This window comes from Paenibacillus pinihumi DSM 23905 = JCM 16419 (assembly GCF_000422505.1).
Taxonomy (GTDB): Bacteria; Bacillota; Bacilli; order Paenibacillales; family Paenibacillaceae; genus Paenibacillus_D; species Paenibacillus_D pinihumi.
On record NZ_AULX01000020.1, the window covers coordinates 81,938 to 98,235 of the forward strand.

Annotated in this window: 17 protein-coding genes; 1 reads left to right on the forward strand and 16 read right to left on the reverse strand. The window is 51.4% G+C overall.

Translation table 11 applies throughout. From position 1 onward, the window contains the following. Positions 1-7: 7 nt before the first annotated feature. Both H583_RS0106220 and H583_RS0106225 read right to left on the reverse strand, forming a co-directional pair. Positions 8-523: a hypothetical protein gene (locus tag H583_RS0106220; RefSeq protein WP_028559711.1), complete on the reverse strand. Its 516-nt coding sequence runs from the start codon at positions 521-523 to the stop codon at positions 8-10. Between the two features lie 31 nt (positions 524-554). Further along, positions 555-2,696, reverse strand: coding sequence for an ABC transporter transmembrane domain-containing protein (locus tag H583_RS0106225; protein WP_036708733.1), 2,142 nt, complete (start codon positions 2,694-2,696; stop codon positions 555-557). Between the two features lie 205 nt (positions 2,697-2,901). Here H583_RS0106225 and H583_RS0106230 point away from each other — a divergent pair, with 205 nt between their 5' ends. Further along, complete coding sequence (locus H583_RS0106230; protein ID WP_028559713.1) at positions 2,902-3,621, forward strand: hypothetical protein; 720 nt, start codon at positions 2,902-2,904, stop codon at positions 3,619-3,621. A 35-nt stretch (positions 3,622-3,656) separates the two neighbouring features. On the opposite strand, the gene H583_RS0106235 is transcribed toward H583_RS0106230, so the two are convergent. The 14 genes from H583_RS0106235 to H583_RS0106300 all read right to left on the reverse strand — a co-directional run bounded on the left by H583_RS0106235 (position 3,657) and on the right by H583_RS0106300 (position 16,023). Beyond that, positions 3,657-4,361, reverse strand: coding sequence for a DUF2306 domain-containing protein (locus H583_RS0106235; RefSeq protein ID WP_245585854.1), 705 nt, complete (start codon positions 4,359-4,361; stop codon positions 3,657-3,659). A 167-nt stretch (positions 4,362-4,528) separates the two neighbouring features. Beyond that, positions 4,529-5,101 (reverse strand): HAD-IIIA family hydrolase, encoded by a 573-nt coding sequence (locus H583_RS0106240; RefSeq protein WP_036708677.1) that lies wholly within the window; start codon positions 5,099-5,101, stop codon positions 4,529-4,531. 212 nt (positions 5,102-5,313) lie between these two features. Continuing rightward, positions 5,314-5,778 (reverse strand): MEKHLA domain-containing protein, encoded by a 465-nt coding sequence (locus H583_RS0106245; RefSeq protein ID WP_028559716.1) that lies wholly within the window; start codon positions 5,776-5,778, stop codon positions 5,314-5,316. A 188-nt stretch (positions 5,779-5,966) separates the two neighbouring features. Then, positions 5,967-6,797 carry a bifunctional hydroxymethylpyrimidine kinase/phosphomethylpyrimidine kinase gene (gene thiD, locus H583_RS0106250; protein WP_028559717.1) on the reverse strand — a complete coding sequence of 277 codons (831 nt, stop codon included), beginning with the start codon at positions 6,795-6,797 and terminating at the stop codon, positions 5,967-5,969. 21 nt (positions 6,798-6,818) lie between these two features. Beyond that, complete coding sequence (gene thiO / locus H583_RS0106255; protein ID WP_028559718.1) at positions 6,819-7,955, reverse strand: glycine oxidase ThiO; 1,137 nt, start codon at positions 7,953-7,955, stop codon at positions 6,819-6,821. Between the two features lie 36 nt (positions 7,956-7,991). Continuing rightward, positions 7,992-8,771 carry a thiazole synthase gene (locus tag H583_RS0106260; RefSeq protein ID WP_028559719.1) on the reverse strand — a complete coding sequence of 260 codons (780 nt, stop codon included), beginning with the start codon at positions 8,769-8,771 and terminating at the stop codon, positions 7,992-7,994. A 5-nt stretch (positions 8,772-8,776) separates the two neighbouring features. After that, positions 8,777-8,977: a sulfur carrier protein ThiS gene (gene thiS / locus H583_RS0106265; protein WP_028559720.1), complete on the reverse strand. Its 201-nt coding sequence runs from the start codon at positions 8,975-8,977 to the stop codon at positions 8,777-8,779. Beyond that, a complete protein-coding gene (gene thiE / locus H583_RS0106270) occupies positions 8,961-9,605 on the reverse strand; it encodes a thiamine phosphate synthase (RefSeq protein WP_028559721.1) in 645 nt (214 codons plus the stop codon). The genes thiS and thiE overlap by 17 nt, the downstream gene beginning before the upstream one ends. 17 nt (positions 9,606-9,622) lie before the next feature. After that, positions 9,623-10,666, reverse strand: coding sequence for a ThiF family adenylyltransferase (locus H583_RS0106275; RefSeq protein WP_245585855.1), 1,044 nt, complete (start codon positions 10,664-10,666; stop codon positions 9,623-9,625). Positions 10,667-11,240: 574 nt separating this feature from the next. After that, the gene (locus H583_RS0106280) at positions 11,241-12,278 is read right to left on the reverse strand and encodes an ABC transporter substrate-binding protein (RefSeq protein WP_028559723.1); all 1,038 of its coding nucleotides are present in this window, start codon (positions 12,276-12,278) and stop codon (positions 11,241-11,243) included. 135 nt (positions 12,279-12,413) lie between these two features. Continuing rightward, complete coding sequence (locus H583_RS0106285) at positions 12,414-13,184, reverse strand: ABC transporter permease (protein WP_028559724.1); 771 nt, start codon at positions 13,182-13,184, stop codon at positions 12,414-12,416. Then, on the reverse strand, positions 13,184-13,990 hold the full coding sequence (locus H583_RS0106290; RefSeq protein WP_245585856.1) for an ABC transporter ATP-binding protein: 807 nt from the start codon (positions 13,988-13,990) through the stop codon (positions 13,184-13,186). The genes H583_RS0106285 and H583_RS0106290 overlap by 1 nt, the downstream gene beginning before the upstream one ends. Further along, the gene (gene tenA, locus H583_RS0106295; RefSeq protein WP_028559726.1) at positions 13,987-14,658 is read right to left on the reverse strand and encodes a thiaminase II; all 672 of its coding nucleotides are present in this window, start codon (positions 14,656-14,658) and stop codon (positions 13,987-13,989) included. The genes H583_RS0106290 and tenA overlap by 4 nt, the downstream gene beginning before the upstream one ends. Positions 14,659-14,694: 36 nt before the next feature. Further along, positions 14,695-16,023 carry an acetylornithine deacetylase gene (locus H583_RS0106300; protein ID WP_154665810.1) on the reverse strand — a complete coding sequence of 443 codons (1,329 nt, stop codon included), beginning with the start codon at positions 16,021-16,023 and terminating at the stop codon, positions 14,695-14,697. Positions 16,024-16,298: the final 275 nt, after the last annotated feature.

Consider the following 16,298-nt stretch of genomic DNA (forward strand, 5'->3'; position numbering starts at 1 on the left):
TTCTGCCCTAAACACGCTGGAACCTCTTCAAGTCTGCCTTCAGCTTGCTTATTTTTTCGGAGAAGACCACTTCCTCGCCGATCACCCCCTCACGGCTATGGCTTTTGTTCATAAACTTGGCATATAAGTTGCATATATATTGATTATCCTGTAAGCCGGCAAACCGGATCTCTTCGACCTCCGGATGATGTTCTTCAATCAGATTAACCAGAAAAATAAGTCCCTTTACGAACAGGCGGGTGCCCCTGCCTGCCCGGTCCATGATGGCCATACTGACAAACGCAACCTCTTGATCCTCAAAATTCCGCTCCTGTGTACCTATGTGGTAGGCTGAAGCTCCAAGCACTCGCCCATCGTCATTCGCGATACATACGAGATTCCCCTCCGTAATAAAGGAATACAGCAGCGCGACCATATCCATGGTCGTATATGCCGGATGAAGATCACGTCTGTTTTTGATAAAAAAATGGCTCACAGCCGCAAACTCTTCATCTGTGACGCACCGCTTGCAGGTCGTTTTCATCTGAACCTCCTCACTCTTTGCTGCCCGCGGCTCATAGCCGCTTGGCCAGCGACTGCTCCAGCATCTTTAATAATTGCGGGTACCGGGCCGTCAATTGGTGAAAGGCATCACGTCTGACCGATAAAAGTATCGAATGCCCCATCGCCTTGACCGTTGCGGTACGGGGAATATTCCGAAGCAAGGCAATTTCGCCGAAATGATCGCCATCCTGCAGTACCGCTACCCGCTGCTGCCCTTGGCCTGGAATTTGCTTCATAACCTCAAATTTGCCGCGAACGATGATGTAGAACTTGCTGCCTTCCTCCCCTTCAATTACAACAGCATCTCCCGCATGGCATGTTTCCGTCGAGAACAGCGCAGAGATTTCTTTAAGCACCGGGCGATCCAGCCCTTCGAAGAACGGCATCTGCGCCAAGCGTTCAATTTCCACCGTGGCATGAAGCCCGTCCTCGGACAATTGGAAGCCGTGCTGTTTCTGCCACAGGCTAAAATACAGGCCGCGAAACGCCAATAGCTCCTGATGTGTACCGGATTCCACAATTCGTCCCGACTCAAACACATGAATACGGTCAGCATGAACAACCGAGGCGAGACGATGCGTAACCGAAATCACGGTCTGCCTGCCGCGCATCTGTGCGATTAACTTATTAATATCAGCCTCAGAGGCAGGGTCCAAAGCGGACGTGACCTCATCCAGCAGCAGCAGTCCGGGCTTCCTTAGCAGAGCACGGGCAATAGCAATCCTTTGCCGTTCACCACCGGACATGGAGCCTCCTTCATGATGAACCGGTGTATCATAACCTCCCGGCCAGGATGCAATGACATCATGGATTTGGGCTTGCCGTGCGGCTTCGGTCATTTCTGCTTCCGTTATCGTCTCAGCCCTGTCCAGCAGCAGGTTCTCCCGAATCGTTGTATTGAACAGGAATGTATCCTGGGCAACGAGCACAGTTTGACTTCTCAATGAAGCCTCCTCTACTTGCCGCAGATCCGTTCCGTTAATGGATACAGTTCCTTGCTGCGGATCATAGAAGCGGGCCAGCAGTTGAAGAGCCGTACTTTTGCCTGAACCGCTCGGACCGACGAAAGCTTCATAGCTTCCGGCTGCAACCGACAGGCTGACCTGTTTTAGCTGATCGTTGCCTGCTGTGTACCCGAAGGTCACCTCATCCATACGGATATCAGGCAGGCCGGGCGGAATTCTAACAGGCTGTTTTGCCTCTGGCACATCCGGTTGCTCCTGCATGATCTCCCCGATACGGCGGAAGCTGATGGCCGACTCAATCAGGCCGGGAACCAGGAAGGACAGACTGGATACGGATTGGCCGACGGTCATGAATAGCGTAAAGAAGGCGACAAAACTGCCGACGCTCATCCCGTCCGTGAAAATCAAATAGCCGCCAAAGCCGATCATAACCCCGTTCAGAATCATCAAAGCTGTAAGCGGCAGCCGCTCCATCAGAGCGCCCGTCATATGGAGCTTCAACCCGGAGGCAAACAATTCCCGGATTTGCAGCTGTGCACGCTCACGAAAGCGGGACTGCTGATGCAGCCCTCTAATCGTCTTATGCCCTTTGACAACCTCATCGATTGTATTGGTGAAGCGTTCCTGTGCTTCCTTATAGTTCACATTGTCTGCCTCTGCACGGCGTTGAAGCAGCTTCGGCAGGGCAAACATCAGGACAGAACCTGCTGCCATTACGAGGGTCAATTTCCATTCGAGGGCAAACAGCATGGACAACCCCAGCAAAAGACTGAGTCCCTCCTTGATCAAGTAAGGGCTTCCAACACGAATCGCCCGTTCAATCGATCCCATATCCGCCCCAAAGCGTGTCACCAAATCACCAATCCGGTATCGCTCAAAGAAGGGCAGCGACTGCTTTTGCAAATGATAAAACAAATCCGTTCTCAGCCTGCGGATGATCTCGCCGCTCACTCTGCCAAGTGAATAATCTCCGCCCGCTCCCGCTACAATACTGATCAGCCCCCCGGCAAGCAAAATGCCCAGAATCAGAATAAAGGCTTGCAGGTTCCTCGGGGTAAAAGCTTCATCTATAAGGTATTTCAGGCTGAGAGGCGCAGCCACTGCATAAGCAACCTCAATGATAATACTGAATAAGAACAGGCTGCTTAACAGCTTGCAGGAAGCAAGATACTTCCCGATCGTCCTCATAACATTCACTTATGACCCTCCCTCCCCGAACGAGTAATTTTTCCACTATTCGACATTATATCATAGGTATTTAATCGTTAAATATAGTTATTTTTACGGAAATGCCCTCATTTACTTTACTATTCCTGCACTTAAATTTATGCTGGTATGAGGAATTTGTCTGGTGGTTCTACTCTATCTAACAATCCAGTAAAGGATGAAACCCATGATCAGACCTATTGTGATTTGTCTCCTGCTCATTGCACTTGCCACTGGCTGCGCCCAGCAGGATGATTTTATATTGAAGGGCAGCAAAGCCTCCAAGGGTACTCAACAGTCCATGCCCGATGAGACGCCTCAAAATCATCTTGGGCCGGTGGGCTTTCCACAGGGGGCTGCAGTATCTCCACCACCTCCCCCGGTATCTTCCCGTGACGATGACTCGTTAGAAGCCCCCGCCTGCTATTCTGAACTGCGAATGAAACAGGCGCCACTGGATGTACAGGCTATGGAAGGATTTAAAAAGGTCGAAGAAGCCTGTTATAGTTATTATGTTCCGGAAGAATGGTCCGTTGAAACGGACAAAGAGGTCCATGAGCTCGTCTTTAAGCAGAGAAGGCAAGTTATCGGACGCTCTCTCATTCTCGACTGGTATGTATCCGATACATCCGATAACCCGGCAAGCTACGGGCAAAATCATGCAGAGGTCAAGGCTATGAAAGTACTGGAGCCTCCCAAGATAGAAAATCTATTTATCCGTCCTTACCTGATCAAGCTCACTTTGACCAAGCCTGCAGCCATGCAAGACCCCGACTGGAGCAAGGACGAGCTTCACCTTCTCCTTTCTGTCGCCGAGCTGGAGCAATCTTTCGCTTTTATATTTGAAACCGAGATGGATGAGACGGTCATTCAGCAAATTGTATCCTCATTTCGATTCAAGGACTAATAAAACAAACCTCTGACACGTGCATCATGCAGGTGTCAGAGGCTTGTTGCGTGGTGTGGCTTTAAATTAGCGCTATCCTTGAAAAAGATTCGAATCACAAGTTCAGCCAACAAGATTAGCGTAAAGATAGCCCCCAGCACACCGATCGTATAGCTGTCCGTATAGGCTATTCCCACACCCTTATGAAAAATAAAGGTGTACAAATGAATGAACATATTCGTAAAGCAGAACGCATAGCTGCGTACCATCCATATCCGGTGCTTATAGACATCCTTCTTTTTTATTTTGATCACCGCTATGACTGTCATCGCGAGCCAAAGAATATTCACCATATTGAAGGCAATGCTGTTGATCTTTCCCCCGGTTGAGTAAGGAGCCATATAACCCGAGGTTAAATCCGTAATCGCAACACTGGTTACATACAGGTAACCGAGTATTTTGTGGAAAGTCCGGTTTCGCTGTATTCTTCCGGCAAAATTCAGACCGCCCGCAATCATTGCCAGACATGCAAAAATAACATGCACATACATCACTTTGAGCCACACAGATGTGTGCAGTTCACGCTTCAAATCCGTCTTATGGCTTAAAAACTGCTCTGCCTGAGGATCATGCACAAAATTCATGTAGGTGACATAAAAGATAAACATAATGGTGAAAAGCAGCATTAGAGCATACAGCCCCCGGCGCACTCTTTGATGCTTTACTAGCGGTACATCACCTGTATTTGCCATGCTTTTCATACCCCTGCCCCCAACAAGCCCGTTTTGCACCCGGTTTCATATGTTTTAATTATAGATGAGTTCTGGCTGTATTTCTCTGATTATATGTTACAATTTTCACACGATTAGCCGCATCAAGCGTGCCAATTGCTTGGCTGCAGGTTGGAGGGGCAGAAACTCGTCTTCTATCATTGAACAGTCGTTTTACGTTGAAAAGAGGGTTCGTTCAGCACCCATTGAACAGCATCCAGCACATTTTCTGCAATATGGTCCGGGGTAACCTCACTCCACTTGGATCTGTACGTTTCAAGGGAGTCTGCACCCCAGCCTGTTTTCACCAGAACTTTGCGGCATCCCGCTGCCGCTGCTGCAAGCATATCCGTAGAACCGACATCCCCGATGAATACACATCTTTTCAAATCAAGGTTCAAGTCCTCTGCTGCCTCTAACAGCATGCCGGGCTGAGGCTTTTTACAGGCACAAGCTTCATCCATGGCATGCGGGCATATGTACCACCCATCAAAGCCAAACGCACGGAACTCCTCTTCAAAGTCCTGTCTGCTGACAACCCCCGTCGAAATCCGATGCTGATTCGTGACAGCTACGATCTTAATGCCGTTCTCTTTTAGCAGTTGAATCGCCTTTTTAGAAAAAGGATACAAAGCAAACTGATTAGGATGAACAAAATGCCCGGTTCCGCCAATCGTTCCATCCCTGTCCAGAAATACAGCATCAATTTCATATGCACGTTGTTCTCCCATCAAAAAAACCTCCTTCAAGTTTGGATACACCTTCATAATAGCTGACATGAACCAAATTTCATATATTTCCTTTTATAAACATAAAAAAGAAACGGCCCTTTAAGGACCGTCCCGTTCAGCAAATGTCGCGTAGGGCCGCCGTGCGAAAGGTTCTTTCGATCGCTGGCTATCGACGTTTATTTCTTTTGTTCAACTGATATAAATACAATTATTTAAATATATTCATATTCCGTAAATGCAGCCGCTTGCCCGCAATGCACGCCCGCATCATCGACCAAATTCCATACGGTTGCCTTCTTGATATAAAAGCGCCGTCCGCTGCTGGAAATCCGGATACCCGTATAGTCGCTAACGTAGCCATGCTCCGTAACCTGAGCCAGAAACTGCGCCCGCTCCTCCCGCTCCATCGGCTCGGCGGTCAGACGTGACGGCGTGCTTGTGAACTGTTCCCACTCCATTTCCCATAAGCGCATCGCCGTCTTGTTGCCATAGTTCAGCACCGGATCGGACTGCAGTCCATGAGATAAAATAATGCCCGGGGAATTATCCAGCTGCGTCTTGATGCTTTGTCCGGGAACAAGCGGTATTAATTCCTTTCCTGTCCACTTGCGATAACAGTCCGTAAGCAGCTTCGCATGGGCCTCTTCTGCTGCATCTGCCTGATTGAATGCTGTCAATTCGATCGCTCCCTTGTCTTTCTGTATGTCTCCTTCATTCTACCATCTGACCAGAGCAAGCGACATATGCCATACGAAGCAGACTTCAACAAGTACCGTTGTTTGCAGAAGGGAGGAGTTTGCAGCCCCTGGAACAACAGCGAACAGAAGAATCTTTACACGGCAGTCCTATCAAAATTACGCCTTAATCAGGATTGCAGCGCAAGCCGTTTGCGGAATGCCCAATGGTTGGTCGGTCCATGACCGGAGCCGATACGGATGCCGTCCTCAATGGCAGCCTGGATAAATGCCTTCGCCTGCTGTAATGCAGCGTTAATCGCAAGCCCCTGTGCCAAACCGGATGCCAGTGCAGCCGAGAACGTGCAGCCGGTTCCGTGCGTATGCCCGGTCTTGACCCGTCTGCCTGCAAGCTCAGTAAAGCTGCGGCCATCATATAAAAGATCAATGGCCTCGGCTCCCTCATCATGACCTCCCTTGATGATGACATGCCGCGCTCCGAAATCCGCCAGACGCTTCGCTGCTTCCCTCTTGCTCTCTGCATTGCGAATCTCCATGCTTGTCAGCACTTCGGCCTCCGGGATATTCGGTGTCACGATCTCGGCCAGCGGGAACAGTTCCTCTCTCATCGCCTGCACAGCATCGTCCCGCAGCAGCGCAGCTCCGCCTTTGGCAATCATCACCGGATCTACAACCAGCCTGGTCCAGCCCTGTGCCTTCACTTCACCTGCAATCGCCCGGATAATTTCACTGCTGAATAGCATACCTGTCTTGAGCGCATCCGTGCCAATATCGCTGCCGATCGATCGAATTTGCTGGACAACTTCCTCCGGCTTAAGCGGATAGACCGCCTGAACGCCCGTCGTATTTTGAGCTGTGATTGCGGTCAAGGCAGACATGCCGTAGACGCCCAGTTCCTGAAAGGTCTTCAGGTCTGCCTGAATGCCGGCTCCGCCCCCACTGTCCGATCCGGCAATGGTCAGCGCGCGCGGCAATTTGTCATTTCCATGCCCGGTACTCATGTTTTGCCCCCTTCCTTTAACTCAGAATGAATAATAGCTTGCTGCTTTTCCGAAACGCTCCGGATTAAACGCTTCATTAAATGCCGGGTACTCTTTTCCCTCAATCATATCTGCTGCCAGCATTGCTGTAGCCGGACTTAGCAATATGCCGTTGCGGTAATGCCCCGCTGCCATGACGATCCTTCTTGCGGATGCCAGCTTTCCGATCAGCGGCAGCCCGTCCTGGGTAGCCGGGCGCAGTCCTGCCCAGCGATGAAACGGCTCCAAATGCTCCAAATGCGGGAACATCTGTTTATTCCACTTCTTGAGACGCTCAATTCCCCGTTCCGTTACGGAAGTATCATATCCGGCAACATCTTCGGAGGCCCCGCATACAACCGTCGAGTTTGCCTTGGCAACCAGATAGCCCTGCGGTCCGAATACCATATGTCTGACAGGCTGTTGGGCCTCCATCCGGTAAGCGCAGATTTGTCCCCGGATCGGATAGATAGGAATTCGTATGTCAAGCACCTCTGCCAGTTCTTGTGCCCATGCGCCTGAGCAGACCAGCAGCCGGTCTGAACGGAACGTCCGCCCGTCCGCTGCTTTTACGAGCACTTCCTGTTCAAATTCCATCAGCTCAAGCTGTTCCAATTCCTCGTGAATATCCACGCCCAGCCTGCGGCAGCCTTGCTCCAGCGCCTTCACAAAATCAGGGGCATACACATGGCTCTCCTCTGGCGTATACAGGCCGGCAAGCATTTGGCCCGAGAGCATGGGCTCCAGCTTTTGCAATTCGGCTCCCTCTACCAGACTGCCGGATGAACCGTACTCACGCTGCCAGAGCAGTCTCCCCTCAAGCACAAGCAAATCTGCCGCATGTCTGGCTACATACAAGCTGCCGGAAGCCGTATATTCGAAATCACATCCGGAAATTTCACGAACCGTCTGCTGCCAGGCCGGATACAGGCGCAAGCTTTCATGGCAGAGCCGGAAAAACTCATCCGGGCCCTCAACATTCTCCGAATATGGTGCGAGCATGCCCGCGGCAGCGCCAGATGCCTGCCCGCCGCACTGCCTGGTCTCCAATACCTTGACCTGATGGCCTCTTCTTTGCAGCTCAAAGGCGCAAGACAAGCCGATAATGCCTCCGCCCAGGACGATAATCGTTTCTGCCATTGCTGTCTCATCTCTTTTCATCAGTGGCGTTGCACATTATTTGACAATAAACTGCTCCAGGCCGCTGCTAGCGGTCGCATACTTCTTTTTAGTGATCCTGCCGGATAAATAAGACAACCGTCCAGCCTGGACAGCAAGCCTCATTGCATGGGCCATCATTACCGGGTCCTTCGCTTTTGCAACCGGAGTATTCATCAATACGCCGCTGACACCAAGCTCCATCGCCTGAGCGACATCACTGGCCGAGCCAAGCCCTGCATCTACAATAATTGGAACCTTCGCTTCCTCTACAATAAGCCCGATATGATACGGATTGAGAATGCCAAGTCCTGTACCGATCGGTGCGGCACCCGGCATAACGGCTGCTGCACCGGCTTCCTCCAGACGCTTGCAGAGAATCGGGTCATCCGAGGTATACGGCAGCACAGTGAATCCTTCCTTAACCAAAATTTCAGTCGCCTTGAGCGTTTCGATCGGGTCCGGCAGCAGTGTCCGCTCATTGGCGCTAATTTCGACCTTGACCCAGTCGCTTAAGCCTGATGCGCGGGCCAGCCGCGCGATCCGTACCGCTTCCTCCGCCGTGCGCGCACCGGAAGTATTCGGGAGAAATGTATAGCTGCCTTCCTCCAAATGCTGCAAAATCGAATCATCCTCGGTTGACTCCAGATTAATCCGACGAATTGCGAAGGTCAGCACCTCTGAACCGGAGGCTCGTATCGCTTCCTTCTGCACGAACGGATTCGGAAATAATCCCGTTCCGATAAAAATTCGGGATGACAATGTCTTGCCGCCGATTACCAGATTATCCTGACTCATGTCTGTCAGCCTCCCCCTACAAAATGAACGAGCTCAATCCGCATCCCTGGAGAAACTCGGGTCGATACCCACTGCCCGGATGTCAAAACCGTTCCGTCAGCCTCAGCAACGAGCGGCTTGCCCAGCAAGCCGAGCTCTCTGATCACGTCCTCAACCGTCTCGGCCTGCTCCATCACCTGCGTCTGTCCGTTAATGATCAGTTCCATATGCTTTAGTTCCCCTCTCCAATTTGCGGAGAAATGCCTCGCAAGTTTCTTTTACATGACTGCTGCCCACAATCTCGCTGACCGCACATATACGCGTTGCTCCCGCAGCAATGACTTCATCCACATTGTGCAGCTTGATTCCGCCTATCGCGACAAACGGAATCCGTATCTGCTCACTGACCTGGCGCACATAATTGACCGTTACAGGGTCGACCACATCCACCTTCGTTTTGGTAGGAAATACCGGGCCAACGCCAATATAATCCGCACCCTGTTCTTCAGCCTGCAATGCTTCCTCAATCGCATGGGTAGAGATGCCGATAATTTTGTTGCCGACGATTTTCCTCGCTTCCGCAAGAGACAAATCTCCCTGCCCCAAATGAACACCGTCCGCATCCGACTCCATGGCGATATCAATGTAATCATTGACGATAAAGGTAACATCATGCTTGCGCGTAAGCTCGCGCAGCGCCTTGGCCTTCGCCAGCACTTCATCACGGCTGCCCGTCTTGTCACGCAGTTGAATGATGTCCACACCGCCCAGAATAGCCTGCTCCATGACTTCAATCAGATCACGGCCCGGATGGAACTGCTCTCCGGTTATTGCATACAGCCGAAAATCCTTCATTGGCCCCACTCCTTCATTTAATGTCCGATATATCTGGCGTAAAGTGTCTTCGCTCTGACGATATCCTCCGTCCCCTGTACGAGCACGCGGCCATCCGGAAACATAACGAGCCGTTCTCCCTCAGGCAGCTCCACCCGCAGAAGGAATGGATTGAGCGTTACTTCCCTGGCAATGGGCTTCAGCCTCTCCTGCCATACAGGCAGATCCAGCTCTGCATTCCCTCTAATCTGTACGGTCTCCCTCCCGCACAGTGAAACGGCTGCTTCGCCTTCCTTCCACTCCAGCGCGGGATACTGCTTTAATTGACAGCAGGGACAGCCCGGCAACGGCTCTCCAAACTTCAATTCATAGAACCGGTTAAACCAAATGTCAAAAGTAACGAGACTGCTTCTACGATGATCCTCGGCGCCAACAAGCAGCTTCATGGCCTCGACCGCCTGGTAAGAGGCTACAATGTCGACGACGGGAGCAATGACCCCAATCGTATCGCAAGTCTCGCCGCCGGAATCTCCAGTCTGGATAAAACAGCGCAGGCATGGCGTACGTCCCGGAACAAATATGGCACTCATCCCCCGCGAACTTACCGCCCCGCCATACGTAAACGGGATGCCTGCCTTGTAGCACGCATCATTGAGCAAAAACCGGGTCTGGAAATTATCTGTGCCGTCGAGCACCAGGTCCATACCTTTCAGCAGGGCATCGATATTCCCGAGCGTCACATCGGCAACAATGGCTTCAAGGTTTACCATGGAGTTGACGCTGCGGAGTTTTTTCTCGGCGGCAATAACCTTGGGATACATGTTTATAACATCCTGTTCATCGTAAAGCATCTGCCGCTGAAGATTGCTCTTCTCGACATAGTCGCGGTCAACCATACGAATATGCCCAACCCCGGCCCGCACCATATGGTTTGCAAGCACCGTGCCTAATGCGCCCATGCCTACTATGAGTACGGAGCTGTTCATGAGCTTTCGCTGGCCCGCTTCGCCAATTGGAGGGAACAGCATCTGCCGGGAATAACGTTCTTTCATTTGCTCGCTGTCCATTTGCATCTCTTCCATAGAATGCCGCCTCCTTCCTGTTAAGTTGGCTGTATATTTTTCCTGTTGTGAACAGGCAGCGGCTTTAATAATTGGTTGCATCATTCATGAAAAACAATTAAAAAAACTTTTACAGATTTTTCGGTTCAAAGCAGACTGCAAAATGAAGGATTCCTCCGATTGCTGTTAAAGTCCGTTTTCTATAATTATAATTTGCAAGGTAAGAAAACGACCTTTAAAGGCAAACTCTTCGTTTCTCCAGAACCCTTCATTTCTCCGCCATTTTCCGAAAGTAAAACAAAAAACATAAAATTAATTCCATTTTTTTAACTGCACGAATTATTAATGTCATAAATTATTTAGGACGAAAAATTAAGTTTCAAACATTGAAACATGCAGGAGAACTAAACAGGGATGCAAAGAGGCAGCTCATTGAGGCCACCCCTCTGCTGTCGTACTATAAACCTTACATGCCTATCTAACAATTACAGCACTGTGGCAGCTACGACGATGTACATGCCTGGATATTCAAGCGCAGCTCCAGCGGTGTAAATGCTGGATTATTACTCTTTGCCTGCACACCCGCGGCCTGAGCCTACAGATTGCGGAACGCCTTTTCCACGTCCACATCGTTGCGAAGCTGGTCTTGCTTTTTCAACCAATCTACAACGGCCTGCCATGACTCTGCCGTTTGGCTGCCGAATTTTTCGGAGCCGGCATCCATCAGCGGCAACAGGGTTTCCAAGCTCTGTTTTTCAATTTCAGGATCAAGCGGGAAATCACTATTTTGCTTGTCCAGCAGTGTCTGCAGCGCCTCTTGCGGATGCTGCCTGGTATATTCCTGGCCTTTGGCAGCTGCTTCAAGGAACTTCTTGATAGCCGCGTTGTTGTTATTTACACCGTCTTCACTTGCTGTAAATACCAGCTCATAGTAATCCGGCACCCCGTATTTGGCAGGCTCAAATGCTAACAGCTTGATGCCTTCTTTTTCCAGAAGCAGCTTCTCATGATTGACATAGCCGCCAATGATGGCATCGACACGCTTGGTCGTCATCGCCGGGATCAGATCCCATCCGATATCAGTAAAGTTCAGCTTGGATGCATTCCCGCCATCACCTTCCACCATCGTCTTCACTATCGATTCATCGAGCGGTACGGACGGATAGCCAATAGACTTGCCCTCCAAGTCCTTCGGAGTTTTCACACCGGAGGATTCCAATACAAACAACTGGTTGAGCGGATGGCGTACAATTGAGCCCACTGATACAATCGGAATGTTCTCGGAGCGTGAAATAGCCACTTGCATTTGGTAGCTGATGGCAAGATCTGCTTTGCCGGTAGCCACAAGCTTAAGCGCATCATTGGTATCCGCAGGCGTTTGAAGCTTGACCTTGAGTCCTGCTTCCTTGAAGTAACCCTGTTCTTCAGCTGCGAACAAGAAGGAATGTACTGCGTTCGGATACCAGTCCAGCAACACGGTAAGCTCTGTTTCTTCCTGCTTCGCCGAGTCCGGCTCCGTTGCACCTCCGGTACCCGTTTGTGTTTCTGACTTGCCGCAGCCTGCCATCATGCCCACCACCAGCACCAGTGACAGTACCAGTCCGGCACGTTTTATCCAAGATTGAAATTTCATCGTATGTCTCCCCCTCTTCTATTTACAAGACAGCATAATTGCTGAATTCACTCAAATGACTCTTATTTTAGGCAGCGACCCTTATTACCCTGTTTACCCTGTAAGACTCCCTGAGCAAAACCTGTCTCACGTTACCTATTTGTCTGCTTCATCACTTGGAGCACGCTTGGCAAGCACCCTGCTTTCCAGCCAGCGGACTGTCAGGAACAGTATAATTCCCATAATTGAAAGCAGCAGCACACCGGAAAATACCGCCTCGCCCCGCAGCATGTTGGAAGCACGCTTCGTATAGACGCCAAGGCCGGATTCACCGCCAAGCCATTCGCCTAGCGCTGCCCCGCCTACACTTATTGTCGCTGCCAGCTTGAGCCCGGTGAAAAAGCCGGGCAGTGCGGACGGAAGCTTCCATTTCAGGAACAAGTCCCGTTTGCTCGCTCCCATCGTTTTCATAAGTTCGCCGATCCCCGGGTCGGCCGTACGGAACCCGTCCGATGTATTCACAGCAATCGGGAAAAAAGTAAAAAGAATGACAACCGATATTTTGCTCCAGATCCCATACCCGAACCACATCACCATAATTGGAGATAACGCGATAATCGGAATCGTCTGTGAAGCCATAATCAACGGATACAGTGTTCGTTTGGCAAGGCTGAACCGTTCCATCCATATAGCGACCGAAACTCCGACTGCTACAGACAGCGCCAGCCCGAGCAGCGCTTCACCCAAAGTAAGAACAAAGTGGCGTCCCAGCAGCGTCCGGTTTTCCCATAACGATATAAATACATCCGACAAGCGTGGAAGGATAAAATGCGGTACCTCAAATACGGTTGTAGCAAGCTCCCACAAGGCTGCCAGCAGCAGGATGAATATAGTTACAGGCAGCACTGTCTTGATCTGCTTCTTCATTAAACAATGCCTCCCCGTGTAGCGGGTGTGCGCCCCAACTGCTCCAGAACTTGCCTTTTCAGCTGAATAAAGGAGGGCTCCAGCACCGCGCTGTAATCACGGGGCCGAGGCAATGCGACCTCGAATTCCAGTAAAGATGAAATCGGGGACGACGATGCCACCAATACTCGATCGGATAGGAGCAGCGCCTCATCCACATCATGGGTGATAAAAAGAACCGTCTTGCGGTGCTGCTCCCATATTTGCAGCAACCATTCCTGCATCCCCGCACGTGTCATTGCATCCAGAGCGCTAAATGGCTCATCCAGCAGCAACGGATCACCGCCGCTAAGCAGTGAGCGGAGAAAGGATACGCGCTGCCGCATGCCGCCGGACAGCTCATGCGGCATCTTCTCTTCCGTCCCTTCCAATCCAAAGGAGGGCAGCAACTCGCGCACCTGCCTGCGCGCCTCCTGCCTGGATACACCCGACAACTCCAGGCCAAGCGCGGCATTATCAAGTACGCTTCTCCACGGCATCAGGCAATCCCGCTGCGGCATATACCCGATCCGGCTCTTCTTCCTTGGAGCCTTCGACTCGGACAGCCCGCCTAATACAATTTCACCCGCCGCCGGCTTTACCAGTCCGGCCAGCAGTCGGAACAATGTCGTCTTCCCTGCCCCGCTCGGGGCCAGCAACGCGACGAATTCTCCCGCCCGGATGCTGAAGTCCAGCTTTTCAAATAATACGGGCCCTTCCGGGAAGGAATAACTCAAGCCCCGAACTGAAAGTGCCGGCGTCGCTTTATTTGTTCGAATTTCGTTCAAAGCGGCCACGTCTCCTGACGATATGCCATATCCCAGAACAAATATTCAAACTTGGACGTAATAACAAAATGCTCCTCCAGCTTGGCAAGCTCACGCTCCGGCAGCCCCTCCGCCAATCGGTCCATCAGTGCAACTGTCCAATCCGTCAACTGTCCGAATTCCTCTGAGCTGTACATCAGAATCCATTCCTTATACAAAGGATGATCCAGACTGCCCGGATAGCGGGCAAACGCGGACCCTATTTCCCGGTAGCTCCACATGCAAGGCAGAAGCGCTGCAACGACCTCTGCCAGCGATCCGCTTGCTGCGGTATCCAACATATATTTGGTGTAGGCTACTGTAGTCGGAGCAGCGGTCGTCGCCTCCAGCTCTTCACGAGAAATACCAAAGCGCTCCGCATACTCACGATGCAGCCCCATCTCTACATTCAGTGTGGAATGCAGCAGCTCCGCAAACTTCGATATCGTCTCCAAATCGCGCGCCTTCAGGCTGCCATAGGCAAACATTTTGGCGTAGTCGATCAGATAGACGTAATCCTGTTTCATATAATAGACAAAGCATTCCTGATCCAGCGTTCCGTCCCGCAACCCGGTCAAAAACGGATGCGCATGACACTTTCCCCATACATCAGCTACCGAACGGTATAATCTCTCACTAAAACGTTCCATGATGAGCAGTTCCACCCTTCTTTTTTCATACTCTCTCTATATTTGTGCCGACTGAATTACCGCATGCATCTGCTTTCCTGCTTTTGACGGTTTCGGACGATTGCACCAGTCCGCAATAAATCCGATCATGACCTTCGTATAATTGACAAGTTCCTGCATATCCAGACTCTCATCCACCGCATGCGCCTTATCCAGTTCCCCTGGTCCATAGAGGACGGTTGGTATCCCGGCTCTTCCCAGCCAACCCGCGTCTGTCACCGTAGGGCTCATGCCCGTCCGGGGCGCTTCACCCAGCAATCCGGCATGCGCAGCCGACAGTGCCTTGACTCCTTCATGCTCGGTATCCAGCTCCAGGGAAGGAAATATCTCACCCCGCTCCTCCAGCATCGAACGTCCGCCCCAGCGGAATGAGGGCGGGTTATCACGCAGCCAAGGATCTGCCGCTGCCGCCCTGAGCAGGTGCTCCTCAATCTCGGCTGTCACAGCTTCAAAATCCTCATCCGGATAAAAATGAACCGTAATCCACAGGGAGCAGCGGTCCGCAATAAATGCCGCATGCCGCCCGCCTTCAATAACTGCCGGGTTAATCGTGCTCATGCCTGGCGGAAATCCCGGGTACGACTTCGTCACGGCCCAATGACGCTCAAGCTCCTGCAGCGCCGCAATCAGCTTTGCCATTTTCTCAATGGCACTAGCTCCATGAAGTCCGCCTCCGGCATGAATCATTCTGTGCCGCACGCCGTCATGGTGAGTGACCGGGCTTTGTATCGTCACCCAACCGGTAATGACACCGCCCTGTCCTTGAATTTGCATCGCACTTGTATCTGCAACAACGGCGAAGTCGGCATCGCATCCCCGTTCCGTGCATGACAGAGTGCCTGCTTCGCCCGCTTCCTCGCCGATAACTGATTGGAACAGCACATCCCCTTTAAGCTCCGCACCGGCCTCTTCCAGCAATTGCAGCGCGAACAGGAGTGCAGCCACACCGCCTTTCATATCTGCGGTTCCGCGTCCATACAGCCGTCCATCCTGCACCTTTAGCTTGAACGGATCAGACTTCCATTCCCGGTCATCGCCGACTTCCGCTACATCCATATGACCATTCAACAGCAAACTGCAATACTCTCCGCCTGCTATGCCCTTTTTGATTGCCGTAACATTCGGATCACCAGGGAAAACCTCCCACAGCTCGGCCTCAAATCCGCACCCTTCAAGGTGCTTCTTCACAAATTGCTGTGCAGCCATCGTATTGCGGGCTGGAGGGCTGACTGTCGGAAATGCGACCAGTTCCGACAGCAAGCTAACTAGCTCATCTGTTCTTGCCTCTGCCTGGCGCTGGAGTTGCGCGATTTTCTCATCCATCATGGTGCTGTTTTTCCTCCTTGAAAACCGGCGCCTTGCTAAGCGTAAACGGCTCCGCCGCGCATCGGCAGCGAAGCTCACGTTTCGCAGTGAAATCCGGTATTTGAGCTGGCGGGTTATTCGCCTGCAGTTCGGATTCCAATAAAAAAAACCATTCGAGAATAGACGAATGGTTTCAATTCGATACGTTCTCTACGCCAGCATTACCTGGTTCAGATTAACGGTCAGAAACATAAGGTTTCTATCTCAGCCAGACTTCATCCAGCACCCGTACTCCA